This is a genomic window from Pseudomonas asgharzadehiana, assembly GCF_019139815.1.
Classification (GTDB): Bacteria; Pseudomonadota; Gammaproteobacteria; order Pseudomonadales; family Pseudomonadaceae; genus Aquipseudomonas; species Aquipseudomonas asgharzadehiana.
Genome location: NZ_CP077079.1, coordinates 2592172 through 2608070, shown reverse-complemented (window position 1 = coordinate 2608070; position 15899 = coordinate 2592172). Strand labels below are relative to the sequence as shown.

Sequence of the window (15899 nt, the reverse complement as noted above, 5' to 3'; positions counted from 1 at the left end):
CCGTTCAATTCCCGGAGTTTTCATTATGGATGGCTTTCACGATCTCGGCGGTTTCCAAGGCTTTGGCAAAGTCCCCCACACCATCAACAGCCTGAGCTACCAACCGGTATTCAAGCAGGACTGGGAACACCTGGCCTACAGCTTGATGTTCATCGGTGCCGATCACTTGAAGAAGTTCAGCGTGGACGAAGTGCGTCATGCCGTCGAACGCCTGGACGTTCGCCAGCATGTCGGCACCCAGTACTACGAACGCTATGTCATCGCCACCGCCACCTTGCTGGTTGAAACCGGCGTGATCACCCAGGCCGAGCTTGATCAGGCCTTGGGCTCGCACTTCAAGCTGGCAAACCCCGCACACGCCAACGGGCGCCCGGCGATCACCGGCCGCGCGCCCTTCGAGGTGGGCGACCGGGTGGTGGTGCGAGACGAGTACGTGGCCGGGCATGTGCGCATGCCGGCCTACGTGCGCGGCAAGCACGGTGTGGTACTGCACCGCACCTCACAGACGTGGCCGTTCCCGGACGCGATTGGCCATGGCGATACGAGCGCGGCGCATCAGCCGACCTACCATGTCGAGTTTCGCGTGAAAGACCTGTGGGGCGATGCGGCCGATGAGGGGTTCGTGGTGGTCGACCTGTTCGAAAGCTATCTGGACCACGCCGACCGCCCGGTGAGCGCATGATGGACGGCGCCCTGACAGGCCGACTGCCGGTGACGGTGCTTTCCGGCTTCCTCGGCGCCGGCAAGACCACCCTGCTCAACCATATCCTGCGCAACCGTGAAGGCCTGCGCGTGGCGGTCATCGTCAATGACATGAGCGACGTCAACATCGACGCCGCCGAGGTGCAGCGCGACGTGTCGCTGCACCGTGGTCGCGATGAGTTGATCGAGATGAGCAACGGTTGTATCTGCTGCACACTGCGCGCCGATCTGCTGGAGCAGATCAGTGCCCTGTCACGCCAGCAGCGTTTCGATTACCTGCTCATTGAGTCCACCGGTATCTCTGAACCGATGCCGGTCGCGGAAACGTTCGCCTTCCTCGACGCGGAAGGCTTCAGCCTCAGCGAACTGGCGCGGCTCGATACCTTGGTGACGGTGGTCGATGGCAGCCGCTTTCAGGCGTTGCTCGAATCACCACACACGGGTGCCCGCGACGACGCACAGGCGCATACGCCGATGCGCCCTCTGGCGGATCTGCTGATCGAACAGGTGGAATACGCCAACGTCATTCTGGTCAACAAGCTCGACCTGCTCGACGAAGCAGGTTACCAGGCCGTGCATGCGATCCTCGCCGGCCTTAACCCCAGCGCGCGGATCGTGCCCATGGCGCACGGCAATACCGAGTTATCCGGCATCCTCGGTACCCACCTGTTTGATTTACCCAGCCTTGCGGCGGCACCGGGCTGGATGAGGCAGATGGAAGCGAGCGACGCAGCAGCCTCCGAGACGCACACCTATGGCGTGACCTCCTGGGTCTACCGCGAACGCGCGCCTTTTCACCCTCAGCGCTTGCTCGACTTTCTCAATCGCCCCTGGAACAACGGACGGCTGTTGCGCAGCAAAGGTTATTTCTGGCTCGCCAGCCGGCACCTGGAAACCGGCCTGCTGGCGCAAAGCGGCAGGCAGTTCCAATGGGACTATGTCGGGCGCTGGTGGAATTTCATCGAGCCGTCGCAATGGCCGCGTGATGCGTATCGGTTGCAGAGTCTGATGGACAAATGGGACAGCGTTGTCGGCGACTGTCGGCAAGAGTTGGTCTTCATCGGCCAGGACCTGGATACCCACGCATTGCAACGCGAACTCGACGCCTGCCTGCTGAGCGCCGAGGAAATCGCCGCCGGCCCGTCGGCCTGGCAAGCCCTGCCGGGGGCGGCGGCCTTTGACAGCCGGGCCTTGTCGGCGCCGACGCCGTCCTTGCCGGCAGATCCCACTTGACCGAGGTAGAGGTGCTCCATGCTTTTTTTCAGCCGAACCACCCGCTGGGTACTGGCACCGCTCGCCGACAGGCTGGACCAGCCTGATCAGGCGAACACGCCGCTGTCGTCGAACCACCCGCTGTTGCGCCGCATCCTGGCCGGCGTCGAGCGGTTGCTGCAAGAGCGGCGCAGCCTCAACGAGCAGACCCGCGCGTTGACGCTGGAGGTGACGCAACTGGACGAACGCCTGACCCGTAGCGACAGCCAGTTGCGGCAGTTGCAAGCGCGCTGGGCATTGATCACCCGCGGGGCGGATGAACTGTTCTGGGAGCTGGACCTGGATGACAGCGCTGCACCTGCGCCGGAGTGTGCGCTGGAGTGGACAGGGTCTACGTCGATCCAGACCCAGGGTATCGATCAGTTGGCGTGCTGGAGCGAACAGCTGCACCCGGCTGACCGGCAAGCGCACCTGGAGACGCTCGGCCGGCACCTGGCCGACCGCAGTGGGCGCACGCCCTTTGCGTTGAGGGCGCGGATGAGGTCCGCAAGCGGCGGTGACTATCGCTGGTGCAGCATCAGCGGTGTTTCGCGGCGCGATGCGCAAGGCTTGCCTGTGGCCATCGGTGGGACCCTGCGTGATGTCCACGAGCAACACCTGCACAACGAGACGCTCGAACTGGCGGCCACTCGTTTCGACATCGCCCGGGAAATGCTCCACGACGGGCTCTGGGACATTGAAGTCGTGGCCGGCGACCCGGCGAACCCGAAAAATACGATTTGGTGGTCTTCGCAAATGCGCCGGCTGCTGGGCTGCAACACGGTCGAGGAGTTCCCCAACACCCTGGAAAGCTGGACCTCGCGCCTGCATCCCGACGATAGCGCACGGGCGATTGCAGCGTTTGTCGCGCACGTCGACGACCGCAGCGGCAAGACGCCGTTCGACGTGGACTATCGCCTTAAACACAAAAATGGCAGTTACCGCTGGTTCCGCGGCCGTGGGCAAACGCGCCGCGCCGCGGACGGTTCGCCGCAGAGGGTGGTAGGCGCCATTACCGATATCCATGCCCACCATGAAGAAAGCGCGATGCGCGAGGCGCAGGCACAGCAACATCGGGTGATGCAGGAAACCCTCAGCAAGTTGACGCAAATCGTCGCCACCATCCAGGGCATTGCCAGCCAGACCAACCTGTTGGCGTTGAACGCCGCCATCGAGGCGGCGCGGGCAGGCGACGCCGGGCGCGGGTTTGCGGTGGTCGCCGATGAGGTTCGCAAGCTTGCCACCCGAACCAGCCAGGCGACCCGGCAAGCGGCCGAGATGATGGACAACTAGCCGGATCGACACGCCTTCGCTCGACGCGGGCACACAACACATTCCAACAATAACAATCAGGTACGTTATGCGCGATTACGACTCAGCAGTGACCTCCTTCGACTATCTGCAACTGGCTGCCCAGGACTTGCACGGCAAACTGAATGCCTTGAACGCCTGCATCGAATGCTGCGACCGGCACGCCCACGGCAATGCCGTGGCGTTGTACTGCGAAACGCGCGATGGCCGCGCCACGCGCTACACCTTCAGCGAGTTGCAGGCGTACGCGGCGCGCTTCGGCAATTTCTTGCGCGAGCAAGGGGTCAAGCCGGGCGACCGTGTGGCGGGCCTGATGCCCCGCACGGTTGAACTGTTGATCGCCATTTTGGGCACCTGGCGCATCGGCGCGGTGTACCAGCCCCTGTTTACCGCCTTCGGGCCCAAGGCGATCGAGCAGCGCCTGGGCTGCTCCGGGACACGCTGGATCGTGACCGATGCGCACAACCGTCCCAAGCTGGACGACATTCCCGACTGCCCCCGCATCCTCGTCACCGGCGGCCACGCAAGGCTCTCAAGCGATTACGATTTCTGGAGCATGCTGGAGCGCCAGCCGGCTGAGTGCCCCCCCGAGATGCTGGACGCCGACGCGCCCTTTTTGCTGATGTGCACGTCGGGCACCACGGGGCCGGCCAAGCCGCTGGAAGTACCGCTGAGGGCCATTCTGGCCTTCAAGGGTTATATGCGTGATGCGATTGACCTGCGTGAGGACGATCGCTTCTGGAACCTGGCCGACCCCGGTTGGGCCTATGGTCTGTATTACGCGGTGACCGGCCCTTTGGCGTGCGGCCATGCCACGCTGTTCTATGACGGCCCGTTCACGGTGGACAGCACCTGCCAGATCATCGCCAAGTACGCGATCAGCAACCTGGCGGGTTCGCCCACCGCCTACCGCTTGTTGATCGCGGCAGGGGCCGAGTTCGCCAGCGCCGTGCGTGGCCACTTGCGCGCGGTCAGCAGCGCCGGCGAGCCGCTCAACCCGCAAGTCATCCGTTGGTTCGCCGAACAGCTCGGCGTGGTTATCCACGACCATTATGGCCAGACTGAAATCGGCATGGTGCTGTGCAATCATCACGGCCTGCGCCACCCGATACGTGAGGGCTCGGCCGGTTATGCGGTACCCGGGTACCGGATTGTCGTGCTGGACGAGGCCGCCCGTGAATTGCCGAAGGGCCGGCCAGGCGTGCTGGCGGTGGATCGCGAGCACTCGCCATTGTGCTGGTTCAACGGCTACTTCGAGATGCCCACCAAGGCCTTCGTCGGCCGTTATTACTTGAGCGGCGACATCGTGGAGTTCAATGACGACGGCAGTATCAGCTTCGTCGGCCGTAACGACGACGTGATCACCACGTCCGGCTACCGCGTCGGGCCTTTCGATGTCGAAAGCGCGCTGATCGAACACCCGGCGGTGGTCGAAGCCGCCGTGATCGGCAAGCCCGACCCGCAACGCACCGAGCTGATCAAAGCGTTTGTCGTACTCAATACCCAGTACCCGCCAGGCGCCGAGTTGGCGGAAACCCTGCGCCTGCACGTGCGGGAGCGCCTGGCCGCCCATGCTTATCCGCGCGAAATCGAGTTCGTCGAACAGTTGCCCAAGACGCCTAGTGGCAAGCTGCAGCGGTTCATTCTGCGCAACCAGGAAATCGCCAAACAACAGGCGCTCGACGCATGACACAGGAGGAATTCCAGCACCGAGCGCTGGAGTTGTTCCAGGCCCGCAGCTTCAGCCAGGTCAGCATGCGCGAACTGGCGGCTCACGTGGGCATCAGCCCGGGCGCGATTTATCACCATGTCGAGAGCAAGGAAGCGCTGCTGTTCCAGTGGTTGATGGAGCTGTACCAGGCGTTGCTGTCGCACGTTGAGCAGATCAGGAAACGCCGACTGACGCCCGCGCAACGCCTGACAAAACTGATCGAGTGCCATCTTCAATTGCACGAACACATGCACGCGCACTTCAAGCTGGCCGTCATGGACGCCGGCTGCCTGAGCGCGTCGATGCAAGACAGTGTCCGGCGAGCGAGAGAGGCCTATGAGGCAGAAATACTGAGTTTGGTCGAACAGCTCGGCCAAGGACCTGGCGGCCCTTTGCGCGAGGGTGCGCTCACGGTCATCCTGCCCATGCTCAACAGCCTGCCCGCCTGGTTGAACCCGTTGATGGAGCGCACTCAGCGCCGCGTCATTACCAGGACCCTCGTCAACGCGCTCGTGCAGGCCATCAAGTCGCTGCCTTGAGCCGGGTATTGCGCGCAACGCCACGCCGGCAAGCGGGTCCATTCGGGCCTGGGTGTCTACACGACGTTGGGGTGGGCCTGAACCTGGAATGAGGGAGCTTGCTCCCCCCGTGACGGCTCGGGGACAAACGACGACCTAACTGACACCCCACATTTAGGTCGCGGCGCATCAAGTAGATGTCTACCCGCTGTCCGGCCGTCACGTGAGCAACCTCACGACAACGAAACGCCATCGCGCCCCCGTGCTTCGTTCGATATCCAGTTTCTTTTGCACCTCGCAGGCCCATCCGCCATGCCCACGCACTGCCATGAGGCACGTTGAAACCGCCCGATAAAATCGTTGAAAAAACCTGGGGACAGCGAAATTTCGCCGTGTTATGTTGATAACACAAACGCCACAAATGATCCTTCGATAACATTTTGGCCAGACTTTTTGATACCGCTGCGGGCTTCTCATGGACAAAACAGGTTTCCTGGACATGCTGGACAGCCGGTTCGCCGACCTCACGCCGACCGGTAAACGGATTGCCGGCTACCTGCTGGCCAACCCGCAGAAACTGCCGTTCGAGACCGCGGACAGCATTGCGCAGCAGACGGATACCACCGGCATATCGGTCGGCCGATTCTTGCGCTCGCTGGGTTATCGCAACATTGACGATGTGAAAAAAAGCCTGCGTGACGATGACGACAGCGCCTGGGTCATCACTGACAGGCTGGGGGCGTTTCGTGAGGAAAAGGTCCATGGCGATACGCTTGAGCGGTCAATGAAGCGTGAAGTCGAAGCCATCCAGCGCGTGTATGCGCTGGCGCGTGGGCCCACGTTCGCGCGGATCGTCGACCGGCTGTGCACCGCCGATGCGGTGTTTATCGTCGGCATCCAGTCGACGCGTGGCATTCTGAATGCCTTCTTCAGCCACCTGGAGTACATCAGGCCCAAGGTCTATTACGTGGATGGCCTGTCGGGCACCTATGCGGAGTCGTTGAATTCTCAATTCGAAAACCCCTACGCAGTGATTGCGGATTTTCGTATGTATTCAGCCGTGGCGCGGACCTTCTGCGATGTCGCCCACCAACAGCACCTGCCGCTGGCCTTCATTACCGATTTTCAGTGCCCCTGGGCACGGGATTATCCGCATGACCTGCTTCAACTGGATTCGGACGTGGGGCAATTCTGGGACTCGCTGGCGCCGCTTTCCTGCCTGCTCAACCTGATCGTTTCCGCAGTGGCCGAGCAACTGGGCGACAGCCTGGATGAACGCCTGGCAAGGAACCGCGAGTTGCAACAACTGTTCGGTCAATTTGATTGATCACGTGGCGATGCCCCATTCAACGTCTGTGCTGGAGCCTTGAAGTGAATAACAACCCCCTCATCGAAGTGGATGCCCAGGCGTTGAAAATCGAGGTCGACCTGGTGTACGCCAGGGCCGATAACCTGGCCGGCAAACAGATCTATCAGGACCCGCGCTGCCTGTTACACCCCGACGCTCACGCCTGCCTGCGCAAGGCCTGCCAACTGGCCCACCAGGCGGGTTTGAGCCTGCGCATTCTCGACGCCTACCGGCCGCCGTACGCTCAATACCTGTTGTGGGCCGCGCTGCCCAATGCCGAATACGTTCGCGACCCCGCCCTGGGCTCGCATCACAGTCGCGGCGTGGCCGTCGATCTCACGCTGATCGATGCCAATGGCAAGGCATTGGATATGGGCACCGGGTTTGACGACATGCGCGAAAAGTCGCACCAGTTCTATGTTGATCTTCCTCCCCAGGTGCAACAGAACCGCTTGATCCTGCTAGGGATCATGCTCGCGTCCGGATTCACCTACATAGACAGCGAGTGGTGGCATTACGAATTACCTGATGCACAGCAGTACCCACTGATTGACGACCCGTCAGTCGCGCCCGCCCCTTGATCCAATGACCGTGACACCCGACCGGGGCCTCTATAAATCCCGGCGTAGAACAACAGCAACACTGGGTTGCCCTGACGCAGCCCGTTTACTGCCCGGTAAAGCACCAATAAAAAACCTGAAAAATTCCATACATCGAACGATAAAGGAACCGGCATGAAATCAATCGTTGAACCTCGTCATCTGGCGATGGCTGTTTTCTTCAGCGCAATGGGCCTCGGCTCATTTCAGGCGGCCAGTGCGGCCGTACCCCAGGACACCTTGATGATCGGTAAACCGTCCGATCCTCAAACGCTCGACCCGGCGGTGACCATCGATAACAACGACTGGGCCATTACCTACCCGGCTTATCAGCGCCTGGTGACGTACAAGGTCGAAAACGGCAAAGGCAGCACCGAAGTGCAAGGCGAACTTGCCGCCAGTTGGTCGACCTCACCGGACAACCTCACCTGGGAATTCAAGCTCAAGCCCGGCAACAAGTTCGATGACGGCTCCGAGGTGAATGCCGAGGCGGTCAAGTTTTCCTTTGATCGCGTGATGAAACTCAAACAAGGGCCTTCGGGAGCGTTCCCTGAAGATATGGACGTCAGCATGGTCGACCCAATGACGGTGCGCTTTACCCTCAAAGCGCCCTATGCACCGTTTCTGTCGACGCTGGCGCACAACGGCGCCGCTATCGTGAACCCCGCCGTGGCCAAGAAGCCTGAAGGTGCCGAGACCTATCTGTCGACGCATACCGCCGGCTCCGGGGCGTTCAAACTGATCAACTGGCAGAAAGGCCAGGCCCTGACCATGGAACAGAACAGCTACTACGCCGGCCCCAAGCCGACCCTGAACAAGGTCGTCGTCAAGATCATCGGCGAGGCCTCGGTACGCCGCCTGCAACTGGAACATGGCGACCTGGACATCATCGAAGACATGCCGGAGGACCAGCTCCAGGCCCTGGCGAAAAAACCCGGGATTGTGATCGGTGATTACCCCTCGCTGCGGGTGACGATGCTCTACCTGAACACGCAGAAAGCGCCGCTGAACAACCCGGATGCCCGCCGCGCAATCATTGAGTCGGTCGACTACAACGGGATTATCCAAGGCATCCTGGGCGGCAAGGCAAAACCATTGAACGGCCCGATTCCACAGGGCATGTGGGCGTATGACGAAAAGCTGCCGGCGCTCAAGCAGGACCTGAGCAAAGCCAAGGCGGACCTGGCCAGGGTCTCGCCAAAAGTCAGTAACCTGACCTTCATGTATTCCGACAAAGACCCGAACTGGGAACCCATCGGCTTGACCTTGCAAGCCGGCCTGCAATCGATCGGCGTCAACCTGAAGATGGAAAAACTGGCCAACGCCAGCATGCGTGAACGCTTGGGCACGGGGGATTTCGACGTCGCCATCGGCTCATGGAGCCCGGATTTTGCCGACCCCTACATGTTCATGAATTTCTTTTTCGACTCCAAGCTCAAGGGGCTGGCGGGCAACCGTTCCCTGTACGACAACCCGGCGGTCGACAAACTGATTCGTGAATCGGCCACCACCAACGACATGGCCAAGCGTGTCGAGCTGTATCAGCAGGCGCAGAAGATCGTGCTCAATGACAGCGTCTACGCCTATCTCTACCAAAAGGCCTACACCTTGCCGATGAGCGACAAGGTCAAGGGGTATGTGTTCAACCCGATGCTTGAGCAAGTCTTCAACATCGGCACGATCACCAAGTAAGCCACGGCGGGCGGCAGCGGCCTCGCGGCTCACGCGAGCCCGCTGCCACGCCATGCCCGCGAGCAGCCTGGCCCTGCCCCCCTTTATAGAGTGACCGAGGTGCCCTATGGCCTTCCTGAATACAGTGCGAAAACGTCTCGGCGGCCTCCTTCTGGTGGTGTTCGGGGTTTCGCTGATCACCTTTTCGATTTCCCATCTTATCCCCGGCGATCCGGCGCGCCTGATCGCGGGCGACCGCGCCACGGATGCGATTGTCGAGCATATTCGGCATCAATTGGGCCTGGACCTGCCGCTGTACCAGCAATACGGGCGTTACATGCTTGACCTGTTTCATGGCGACCTGGGCACCTCGATCCGAACCAGCCGCCCGGTGCTTGAAGACTTGCAGGCGTTTTTCCCGGCCACCCTGGAGCTGGCCTTCGCCGCGCTGACATTGTCGATCCTGGTGGGCGTGCCGCTCGGTGTGTTGTCGGCGGTCTACCACAATCGCCTTATCGACCAGATCGCCAGGACCCTGGCGGTAACCGGCATCTCCACCCCCGCCTTCTGGCTGGGCCTGGGGCTGATCGTCGTCTTCTACGGTCATCTGAACTGGCTGCCCGGCAGCGGGCGACTCGATGAAGGCTTGACCCCACCGCCGACGTTTACCGGCTTCTACCTGATCGATTCACTGATTGCCGGCGACATGGCGCTGTTTTGCAACGCACTCAAACACCTGATCCTGCCCGCCGTCACCCTGGGGTTCGTCAACCTGGGGGTTATCGCGCGGCAGATCCGCTCGGCGATGCTGGATCAGCTCGGCGAAGACTACATACGCACGGCACGCGCCTACGGGTTGTCGAAGTGGACCGTGATCCTTCGCCATGCGCTGCCCAATGCACTGATTCCTTCCATCACGGTGCTGGGCTTGACCCTCGGCGACCTGCTGTATGGCGCGGTGCTGACCGAAACGGTGTTCGCCTGGCCGGGCATGGGCGCCTACGTCGTCAAGTCAATCCAATCGCTGGATTTCCCGGCCGTCATGGGCTTCGCCATCCTGGTGTCGTTCATCTACGTACTGCTCAACATGACCATCGATCTGTTGTATCGCGTGATCGACCCGCGCATTGGCGAGGTTAACTGACAATGTCTGATTCCCTGGTTGCACCTGCCGTCAAACCGCTGCCGAAAATGAACCGCTGGCAGGACAAGCTCGCGTACTTGGCCCACCAGCTAAGGCGCAGCCCGCTGACCATGGCCGGGCTGCTGATCACCCTCGCGGTGCTGCTGGTGATGCTGTTCGCACCGTGGCTCGCGCCCCATGACCCCAACGCATTGAACCTGGCGCAGCGGCTGGCGGCGCCTTCGGCGCAGCATTGGTTCGGCACCGATGAAGTCGGGCGTGACCTGTTCAGCCGGGTGCTGTACGGCAGCCGGCAATCGGTGGGCGTCGGCCTGTTCGTGGCCTTCACGTCGTGCCTGGCCGGTGGCTTGCTCGGTTGCATGTCCGGGATCATTGGCGGGCGCTTCGACCGCCTGGTGATGCGTGTGATGGACATCATGCTGTCGGTGCCGTCGCTGGTGCTGATCATGGCGCTGGCCGCCGCGTTGGGCCCCAGCCTGTTCAATGCGATGCTGGCGATTACCCTGGTGCGGGTTCCGTTCTATGTGCGCCTGGCGCGTGGCCAGGCCCTGAGCATTCGGCAGATGGGCTACGTGAAAGCCGCCGAAACCTTCGGCGCTGGGCGCTGGCACATGGTGAGCTGGCACGTCGCCCGTAACGCCATGCCGCCCCTGCTGGTGCAACTGAGCCTGGATATCGGCAGCGCGATCCTGATGGCCTCCGCCTTGGGCTTCATCGGCCTGGGTGCGCAGCAACCGACCGCCGAATGGGGCGCCATGGTCTCAACCGGACGCAACTACATTCTTGACCAGTGGTGGTACTCCACCTTTCCAGGGGTCGCAATCTTGATCACCGCGACCGGGTTCAACTTATTGGGCGACGGCGTACGCGACCTGCTCGACCCACGCCAGCAGGGGAAATGAGCATGCCTATCCAGCCACAGGTCACTGCCCATTCACGCGAACCCGTGCTGTCCATCGACAACCTGCGGATTGAATTCCCGGCATACCGCAGCACCGTAAAAGCGCTCAACGGTGTCTCCCTGGAGGTCAAGGCCGGCGAAATTGTCGGCGTGATCGGTGAGTCGGGCTCGGGAAAATCGGTGACCGCCATGCTGAGCATGCGCTTGCTGCCGGAACGCGCCTACGCGGTCAAAAGCGGGGCGCTGCGCATTCTGGGACGAGACATGCTGGGCGCCTTGGAAAAAGATCTGCTCAAGGTGCGTGGCAAAGACGTCGCGATGATTTTTCAAGAGCCGATGACCGCACTCAACCCGACCCGGCGTATCGGCCGGCAGATGCTCGATGTGATCATTCATCACCAAAAGCTGAGCACGTGCGCAGCCCGCGCCAAAGCCATCGCCTTGCTGCGCGACATGCACATCGCCGACCCCGAGCAGGTCATGCACAGTTACCCGTTCGAACTGTCCGGCGGCATGCGCCAGCGGGTCATGATCGCCTTGGCGTTCTCCTGCGATCCGCAATTGTTGATCGCCGACGAGCCGACCACCGCGCTCGACGTCACCGTGCAGCGCCAGGTCTTGTTGCTGCTGCGCGAAAAGGCTCGCCAACGGGGCACGGCGATCCTGCTGATTACCCATGACATGGCTCTGGTCTCGCAGTTTTGCGACCGGGTGTACGTGATGTACACCGGCGCGGTGGTCGAGCAAGGCATGACCGCCCAGGTAATGGCTGATCCCCGTCATCCCTACACGAAGGGGTTGCTCTGCGGCTTGCCGGAACAGGTCGAGCCAGGTCAGGACCTGATGACCATCCCAGGCCAGGTGCCCAACCTGGCCGCCTTGCCCGAAGGCTGCACGTTTCGCGAGCGCTGCCCCCATGCCATGGCGCGATGTGCCGAGCGCCCGCCGATGCAGTCCGTCGATGCCCGAACCGGCCACCAAAGCGCGTGTTGGTTGGTCGAGGCGCCCTCCCCCTCATCCCTGGAGTTGCACTCATGAATGACATCGCCACGCTCGCCACCCGCCCGCCCATCCTGGGCTTGCAGGACGTCAGGGTGCACTACCCGATGGGCACTGACTGGTTGGGAAGACCCAAAGCCGTGGCACACGCGCTCAATGGCATTGACCTGCAGGTGCAGGCCGGTGAAACCCTGGGCATCGTCGGCGAATCAGGCTGCGGCAAGAGCACCCTGGCGCAACTGTTGATGGGTTTGATCAAACCGACGTCGGGCCGGCTCGACTGGGTATACAACACCGACAGCGAGCGCAGCAGCCATGTGCAGATCGTCTTCCAGGACCCGCAGTCCTCGTTGGACCCGCGCCTGCCGATCTGGAAAATCATCACTGAACCGCTCTACGTACAACGTAGCGCTCCCCGCCAGAATATGCGCGACATCGCCGCCAAAGTCGCCGCGCAGGTCGGCATCCGGGCTGAGTACCTCGACCGCTACCCTCACCAGTTTTCCGGTGGGCAGCGCCAACGCATCGCGATCGCGCGGGCACTGTCGTCGAACCCGGACATTATCGTCCTGGACGAGCCCACCTCCGCGCTGGACATTTCGGTACAGGCGCAAATCCTCAATCTGTTGAGTGAGCTGCAGCGCGCTCGGCAACTGACCTATATCCTCATTTCCCACAACGTATCGGTGGTGCGCCATATGGCGGACCGGGTGGCCGTCATGTACCTGGGACAGGTGGTGGAGCTGGGTTCTGCGGCTCAGGTGCTGGAGCATCCGCGCCATCCCTATACGCGCTTGTTGCTCGAAGCCGTTCCCCGTCTGGGAGCCCCCGTGGACGATGCGCATGTCTCGGCACCGACCGAGTTGCCCGGCAATCGCAACTTGCCCAAAGGCTGCTTTTTCCGTGATCGCTGCCCGCAGGCGACGGTTGGCTGTGAACGACCTCAAGCGTTACTGCCGGCCAGCCGCTCCAGTGGCACTGAGCAAGTCAGATGCCACCTGGCGTCAGCCGAGCAAGGGCTGCCAACCCAACCGGCCGGTTAGCGCGCGGCACAGGCATTGATCGGCGGTACCCGCCCCCGCCACGGCTGCGCCCGCTCCAACTGTGCAGCAAGCGCGAACAAGGTACTTTCTTCGCCAAAACGCGCAGCAAAATGCGCCCCCATCGGCAGGCCGGCCGCGCTCCAGTGCAACGGTACCGACATCGCCGGTTGCCCGCTGGCATTGAACAGTGCGGTGAACGGCGAGTAGCTGTGGAAGCGCTCGATCAACTCATCCAGGCTCAGGCGGTCGTCCTGCAGGTCCAGCTCACCGATCGGTACCGGCGCACGGGCCAGGGTCGGCGTGAGGATCAAGTCGTAGTTCTGCATGAACACCGCCAGTTGACGGCCCAAGGTATGGATCCATTCCACCGCGCCGGCGTACTGCGCACCACTGACCTCGCCCTTGCTGCGCAAGATGATCCGCGTACGCGCCTCCAGCTCCTCGGGCTGCACCGCAAAGCCGCGCATCTGGCCCAATACGTCGAGGTAATGACGGGTGCTGGCGCCAATGATGGTAAACACCTGATCGAGAAACTCCGGCAGCGCCACCGGCAGCTTCACCGGCTCGACATGGTGACCCAGGGATTCGCACAGCCTGGCCGCCGCGCGCACGGATTCGACCGCTTCGCTGGATGTCGCCCACGGCCCGAGTTGCTCCACCAGTGCAATCCGCAGCGGCCGTGGATCACGTTGCAGCGCCGAGACATAGGGCTGCGCCTGCAAGGGCGCGGCGTATGGCGCCCCAAGGTCGATACCCGCCGTCGCATCCAGCAACGCGGCACTGTCGCGTACCGACAAGGTGATGGCGTGGGGCGTGCCCATCCCCGCCCACCCTTCGCCAATCATCGGCCCCGAAGGTAACAACCCGCGACTCGGCTTGAGGCCAAACACCCCGCAGCAGGAGGCCGGCACGCGCAGCGAACCACCGCCATCGTTGCCATGGGCAAACGGCACCACGCGCGCCGCCACCAGGGCCGCCGCGCCGCCGCTGGAACCGCCCGCGCTGTGGCTGATGTTCCAAGGGTTGCGCGTGGCACCAAAGCGGTTGGACTCGGTGGAGTACGAGGTGCCGAATTCGGGCGAGGTGCTGGTACCGGCAATCACGCAACCGGCTCGGCGCAGACGGGTCACGAGCTCAGCGTCGAAGTCGGCGCGAAACCCTCCCAGCGCCTGGGAACCATTGGTCATGGCCGCGCCGTTGACCGGCGAGAACAGGTCCTTGATCAACGTCGGCACGCCGGCAAACACCCCGGCACCGGGCTGCAGGGTGCGAGCGGCTTCACGGGCCGAATCGTACAGGCGCTCGGCCACGGCATTGAGCTGCGGCTCGACCAGCTCGATGCGGTCGATGACCGCCTCCAGCAGCTCGCCGGGTTGCAGCTCGCCGCGCCGCAGCCACTCGGCCAAGCCGGTGGCGTCTTCGGTGTCCAGCAGGTTGTGGATGTCCATGTGCATGTCCTCTTGATTACGAATGACTTGAGCCGAACGTTCGGGTCGCCGCCTTGCGTCGCGCTTGCAGGCCGGCCAGCGCCCAGACCAGGGCGGAGACCACACTGGCGAACGCCAGCCACTGAATGGAAAGGCGCAGGTCGCCAGAGCGGGCACTGAGCAGTGCCACCACCAACGGGCTGACGAACTGGCCGAAATACAGGCAAGAGGTGAACCCGCCCAGGCCGCGCCCACGGGTTCTGGCGCTGAGGGCATTCATCACCGGCGCCATCGCGTTGGGCACCAGCAGCCCGGCGCCCAGGCCATGAATCAGCACCGCCAGCAGTACTGCGTTGTAGCTTTGCCCGCGCATCAGCAGCCACAGCCCCAACCCCAGCAACGTCAGCAGCAACGCGTTGCAGCCGGCGATACCGATGCGGCGGCGCAGCAACGGCCAGGCCAGCGAACCGCCGAGGGTCGCCAGCAGGCTCAACCCCGCTGACAGCCCGATCATCGTGCTCGACGTTACGCCCAGGCCGACCAGCAGAATCGGCGCCTGGATCGGCACCACAAAACTCAGGATCATGCCGCACAGAATCAGCAGGTAACCGATCACCACGGGCAGGATCGCCACCCGCCCCTCTTCAGGCCTATCGACGGGCTGTCGGCTGGCCGCGGGCTCCCACAGCACTTTCATCATCACCGGCACCAGCAACAATGGCAGCAGGTACAGCAGGAACGGTTGGCGCCAGGAATGCTCGCCCATCGCCCCGCCCACTACGAAGAACAGCGCGCCCACCAGGCCGATGGTCACCACTTGCCGGTTGATGTAGCGCATGCGTTCCTCGCCGTGCCAATAGTCGGCGATCAGCGTGGCGCAACAGGTCATGACCGCCGCTTCGGCGGCACCGAACAACAGGCGTATCCCCACAATGGTCGGCAAATTGTCCAGTACCGCCGGCAACGCGCCGAGCACGGCGTAGAGCAAGGTAGCGAGGATCAGCAAGTTTTTGCGCCCGACCCGGTCGGCCAACCAGCCGGCCAGGGGCGCGCACACTGCAATCGCCAATGCCGGCCCGGTAACCACCAGCGGCACCAGCATGTCGGCATGCGATTGCAGCGGGCCGAACTCGGCGCCGAGCTTGGGCAGCACCGGCGCCACCATGACCGCGCCCATGATGGTCAGGCTACTGCCCAGCATCAGCACCAGCCCTTCGCGGCGCCCGGTGGCTTGACGGGGTGATGCGCTATCAGAACGTAATGGGTTCATGGCC

Annotated in this window: 14 protein-coding genes; 12 read left to right on the top strand and 2 right to left on the bottom strand. The window is 62.7% G+C overall.

The window, feature by feature from the left end; all coding sequences use genetic code 11:
* Window positions 1–25 precede the first annotated feature (25 nt).
* The 12 genes from nthB (at window position 26) to KSS96_RS12010 (ending at window position 13198) form a co-directional block, all read left to right on the top strand.
* Window positions 26–682: a nitrile hydratase subunit beta gene (gene nthB, locus KSS96_RS12065; RefSeq protein ID WP_003173242.1), complete on the top strand. Its 657-nt coding sequence runs from the start codon at window positions 26–28 to the stop codon at window positions 680–682.
* Window positions 679–1935 carry a GTP-binding protein gene (locus KSS96_RS12060; protein WP_217856349.1) on the top strand — a complete coding sequence of 419 codons (1257 nt, stop codon included), beginning with the start codon at window positions 679–681 and terminating at the stop codon, window positions 1933–1935. Before nthB ends, KSS96_RS12060 begins: the two co-directional genes overlap by 4 nt.
* Before the next feature lie 18 nt (window positions 1936–1953).
* Complete coding sequence (locus tag KSS96_RS12055; RefSeq protein ID WP_217856347.1) at window positions 1954–3246, top strand: methyl-accepting chemotaxis protein; 1293 nt, start codon at window positions 1954–1956, stop codon at window positions 3244–3246.
* A 67-nt stretch (window positions 3247–3313) separates the two neighbouring features.
* Window positions 3314–4954 (top strand): AMP-binding protein, encoded by a 1641-nt coding sequence (locus KSS96_RS12050; protein WP_217856345.1) that lies wholly within the window; start codon window positions 3314–3316, stop codon window positions 4952–4954.
* Window positions 4951–5514 carry a TetR/AcrR family transcriptional regulator gene (locus tag KSS96_RS12045; protein WP_017528317.1) on the top strand — a complete coding sequence of 188 codons (564 nt, stop codon included), beginning with the start codon at window positions 4951–4953 and terminating at the stop codon, window positions 5512–5514. The genes KSS96_RS12050 and KSS96_RS12045 overlap by 4 nt, the downstream gene beginning before the upstream one ends.
* A gap of 454 nt (window positions 5515–5968) precedes the next feature.
* Entirely contained in the window at window positions 5969–6820 is an 852-nt protein-coding gene (locus KSS96_RS12040; RefSeq protein ID WP_017528316.1) for a MurR/RpiR family transcriptional regulator, read from the top strand.
* A gap of 44 nt (window positions 6821–6864) precedes the next feature.
* Window positions 6865–7422, top strand: coding sequence for a D-alanyl-D-alanine dipeptidase (gene ddpX, locus KSS96_RS12035; RefSeq protein ID WP_017528315.1), 558 nt, complete (start codon window positions 6865–6867; stop codon window positions 7420–7422).
* Window positions 7423–7575: 153 nt separating this feature from the next.
* Entirely contained in the window at window positions 7576–9132 is a 1557-nt protein-coding gene (locus KSS96_RS12030; RefSeq protein ID WP_217856344.1) for an ABC transporter substrate-binding protein, read from the top strand.
* A gap of 106 nt (window positions 9133–9238) precedes the next feature.
* Window positions 9239–10255, top strand: coding sequence for an ABC transporter permease (locus tag KSS96_RS12025; RefSeq protein ID WP_137220197.1), 1017 nt, complete (start codon window positions 9239–9241; stop codon window positions 10253–10255).
* A gap of 2 nt (window positions 10256–10257) precedes the next feature.
* Complete coding sequence (gene ddpC, locus KSS96_RS12020; protein ID WP_217856342.1) at window positions 10258–11157, top strand: D,D-dipeptide ABC transporter permease; 900 nt, start codon at window positions 10258–10260, stop codon at window positions 11155–11157.
* A gap of 2 nt (window positions 11158–11159) precedes the next feature.
* Window positions 11160–12194, top strand: a complete 1035-nt coding sequence (locus tag KSS96_RS12015) for an ABC transporter ATP-binding protein (protein WP_217856340.1) — start codon at window positions 11160–11162, stop codon at window positions 12192–12194.
* The gene (locus tag KSS96_RS12010) at window positions 12191–13198 is read left to right on the top strand and encodes an oligopeptide/dipeptide ABC transporter ATP-binding protein (RefSeq protein WP_065877816.1); all 1008 of its coding nucleotides are present in this window, start codon (window positions 12191–12193) and stop codon (window positions 13196–13198) included. The genes KSS96_RS12015 and KSS96_RS12010 overlap by 4 nt, the downstream gene beginning before the upstream one ends.
* Here KSS96_RS12010 and KSS96_RS12005 read toward each other — a convergent pair.
* Both KSS96_RS12005 and KSS96_RS12000 read right to left on the bottom strand, forming a co-directional pair.
* On the bottom strand, window positions 13195–14646 hold the full coding sequence (locus KSS96_RS12005) for an amidase (RefSeq protein ID WP_439653348.1): 1452 nt from the start codon (window positions 14644–14646) through the stop codon (window positions 13195–13197). The two genes, KSS96_RS12010 and KSS96_RS12005, sit on opposite strands and share 4 nt — an antisense overlap.
* Window positions 14647–14662: 16 nt before the next feature.
* Complete coding sequence (locus tag KSS96_RS12000) at window positions 14663–15895, bottom strand: MFS transporter (protein WP_065877812.1); 1233 nt, start codon at window positions 15893–15895, stop codon at window positions 14663–14665.
* Window positions 15896–15899: the final 4 nt, after the last annotated feature.

What these genes read in the sequence shown, in the direction of transcription:
- KSS96_RS12000 (WP_065877812.1), bottom strand. Translation starts at nt 15,895, where the DNA reads ATGAACCCATTACGTTCTGATAGCGCATCACCCCGTCAAGCCACCGGG.
- KSS96_RS12060 (WP_217856349.1), top strand. Translation starts at nt 679, where the DNA reads ATGATGGACGGCGCCCTGACAGGCCGACTGCCGGTGACGGTGCTTTCC.
- KSS96_RS12030 (WP_217856344.1), top strand. Translation starts at nt 7,576, where the DNA reads ATGAAATCAATCGTTGAACCTCGTCATCTGGCGATGGCTGTTTTCTTC.
- nthB (WP_003173242.1), top strand. Translation starts at nt 26, where the DNA reads ATGGATGGCTTTCACGATCTCGGCGGTTTCCAAGGCTTTGGCAAAGTC.
- KSS96_RS12055 (WP_217856347.1), top strand. Translation starts at nt 1,954, where the DNA reads ATGCTTTTTTTCAGCCGAACCACCCGCTGGGTACTGGCACCGCTCGCC.
- KSS96_RS12045 (WP_017528317.1), top strand. Translation starts at nt 4,951, where the DNA reads ATGACACAGGAGGAATTCCAGCACCGAGCGCTGGAGTTGTTCCAGGCC.
- KSS96_RS12025 (WP_137220197.1), top strand. Translation starts at nt 9,239, where the DNA reads ATGGCCTTCCTGAATACAGTGCGAAAACGTCTCGGCGGCCTCCTTCTG.
- KSS96_RS12010 (WP_065877816.1), top strand. Translation starts at nt 12,191, where the DNA reads ATGAATGACATCGCCACGCTCGCCACCCGCCCGCCCATCCTGGGCTTG.
- KSS96_RS12040 (WP_017528316.1), top strand. Translation starts at nt 5,969, where the DNA reads ATGGACAAAACAGGTTTCCTGGACATGCTGGACAGCCGGTTCGCCGAC.
- KSS96_RS12015 (WP_217856340.1), top strand. Translation starts at nt 11,160, where the DNA reads ATGCCTATCCAGCCACAGGTCACTGCCCATTCACGCGAACCCGTGCTG.
- KSS96_RS12050 (WP_217856345.1), top strand. Translation starts at nt 3,314, where the DNA reads ATGCGCGATTACGACTCAGCAGTGACCTCCTTCGACTATCTGCAACTG.
- KSS96_RS12005 (WP_439653348.1), bottom strand. Translation starts at nt 14,646, where the DNA reads ATGGACATCCACAACCTGCTGGACACCGAAGACGCCACCGGCTTGGCC.
- ddpC (WP_217856342.1), top strand. Translation starts at nt 10,258, where the DNA reads ATGTCTGATTCCCTGGTTGCACCTGCCGTCAAACCGCTGCCGAAAATG.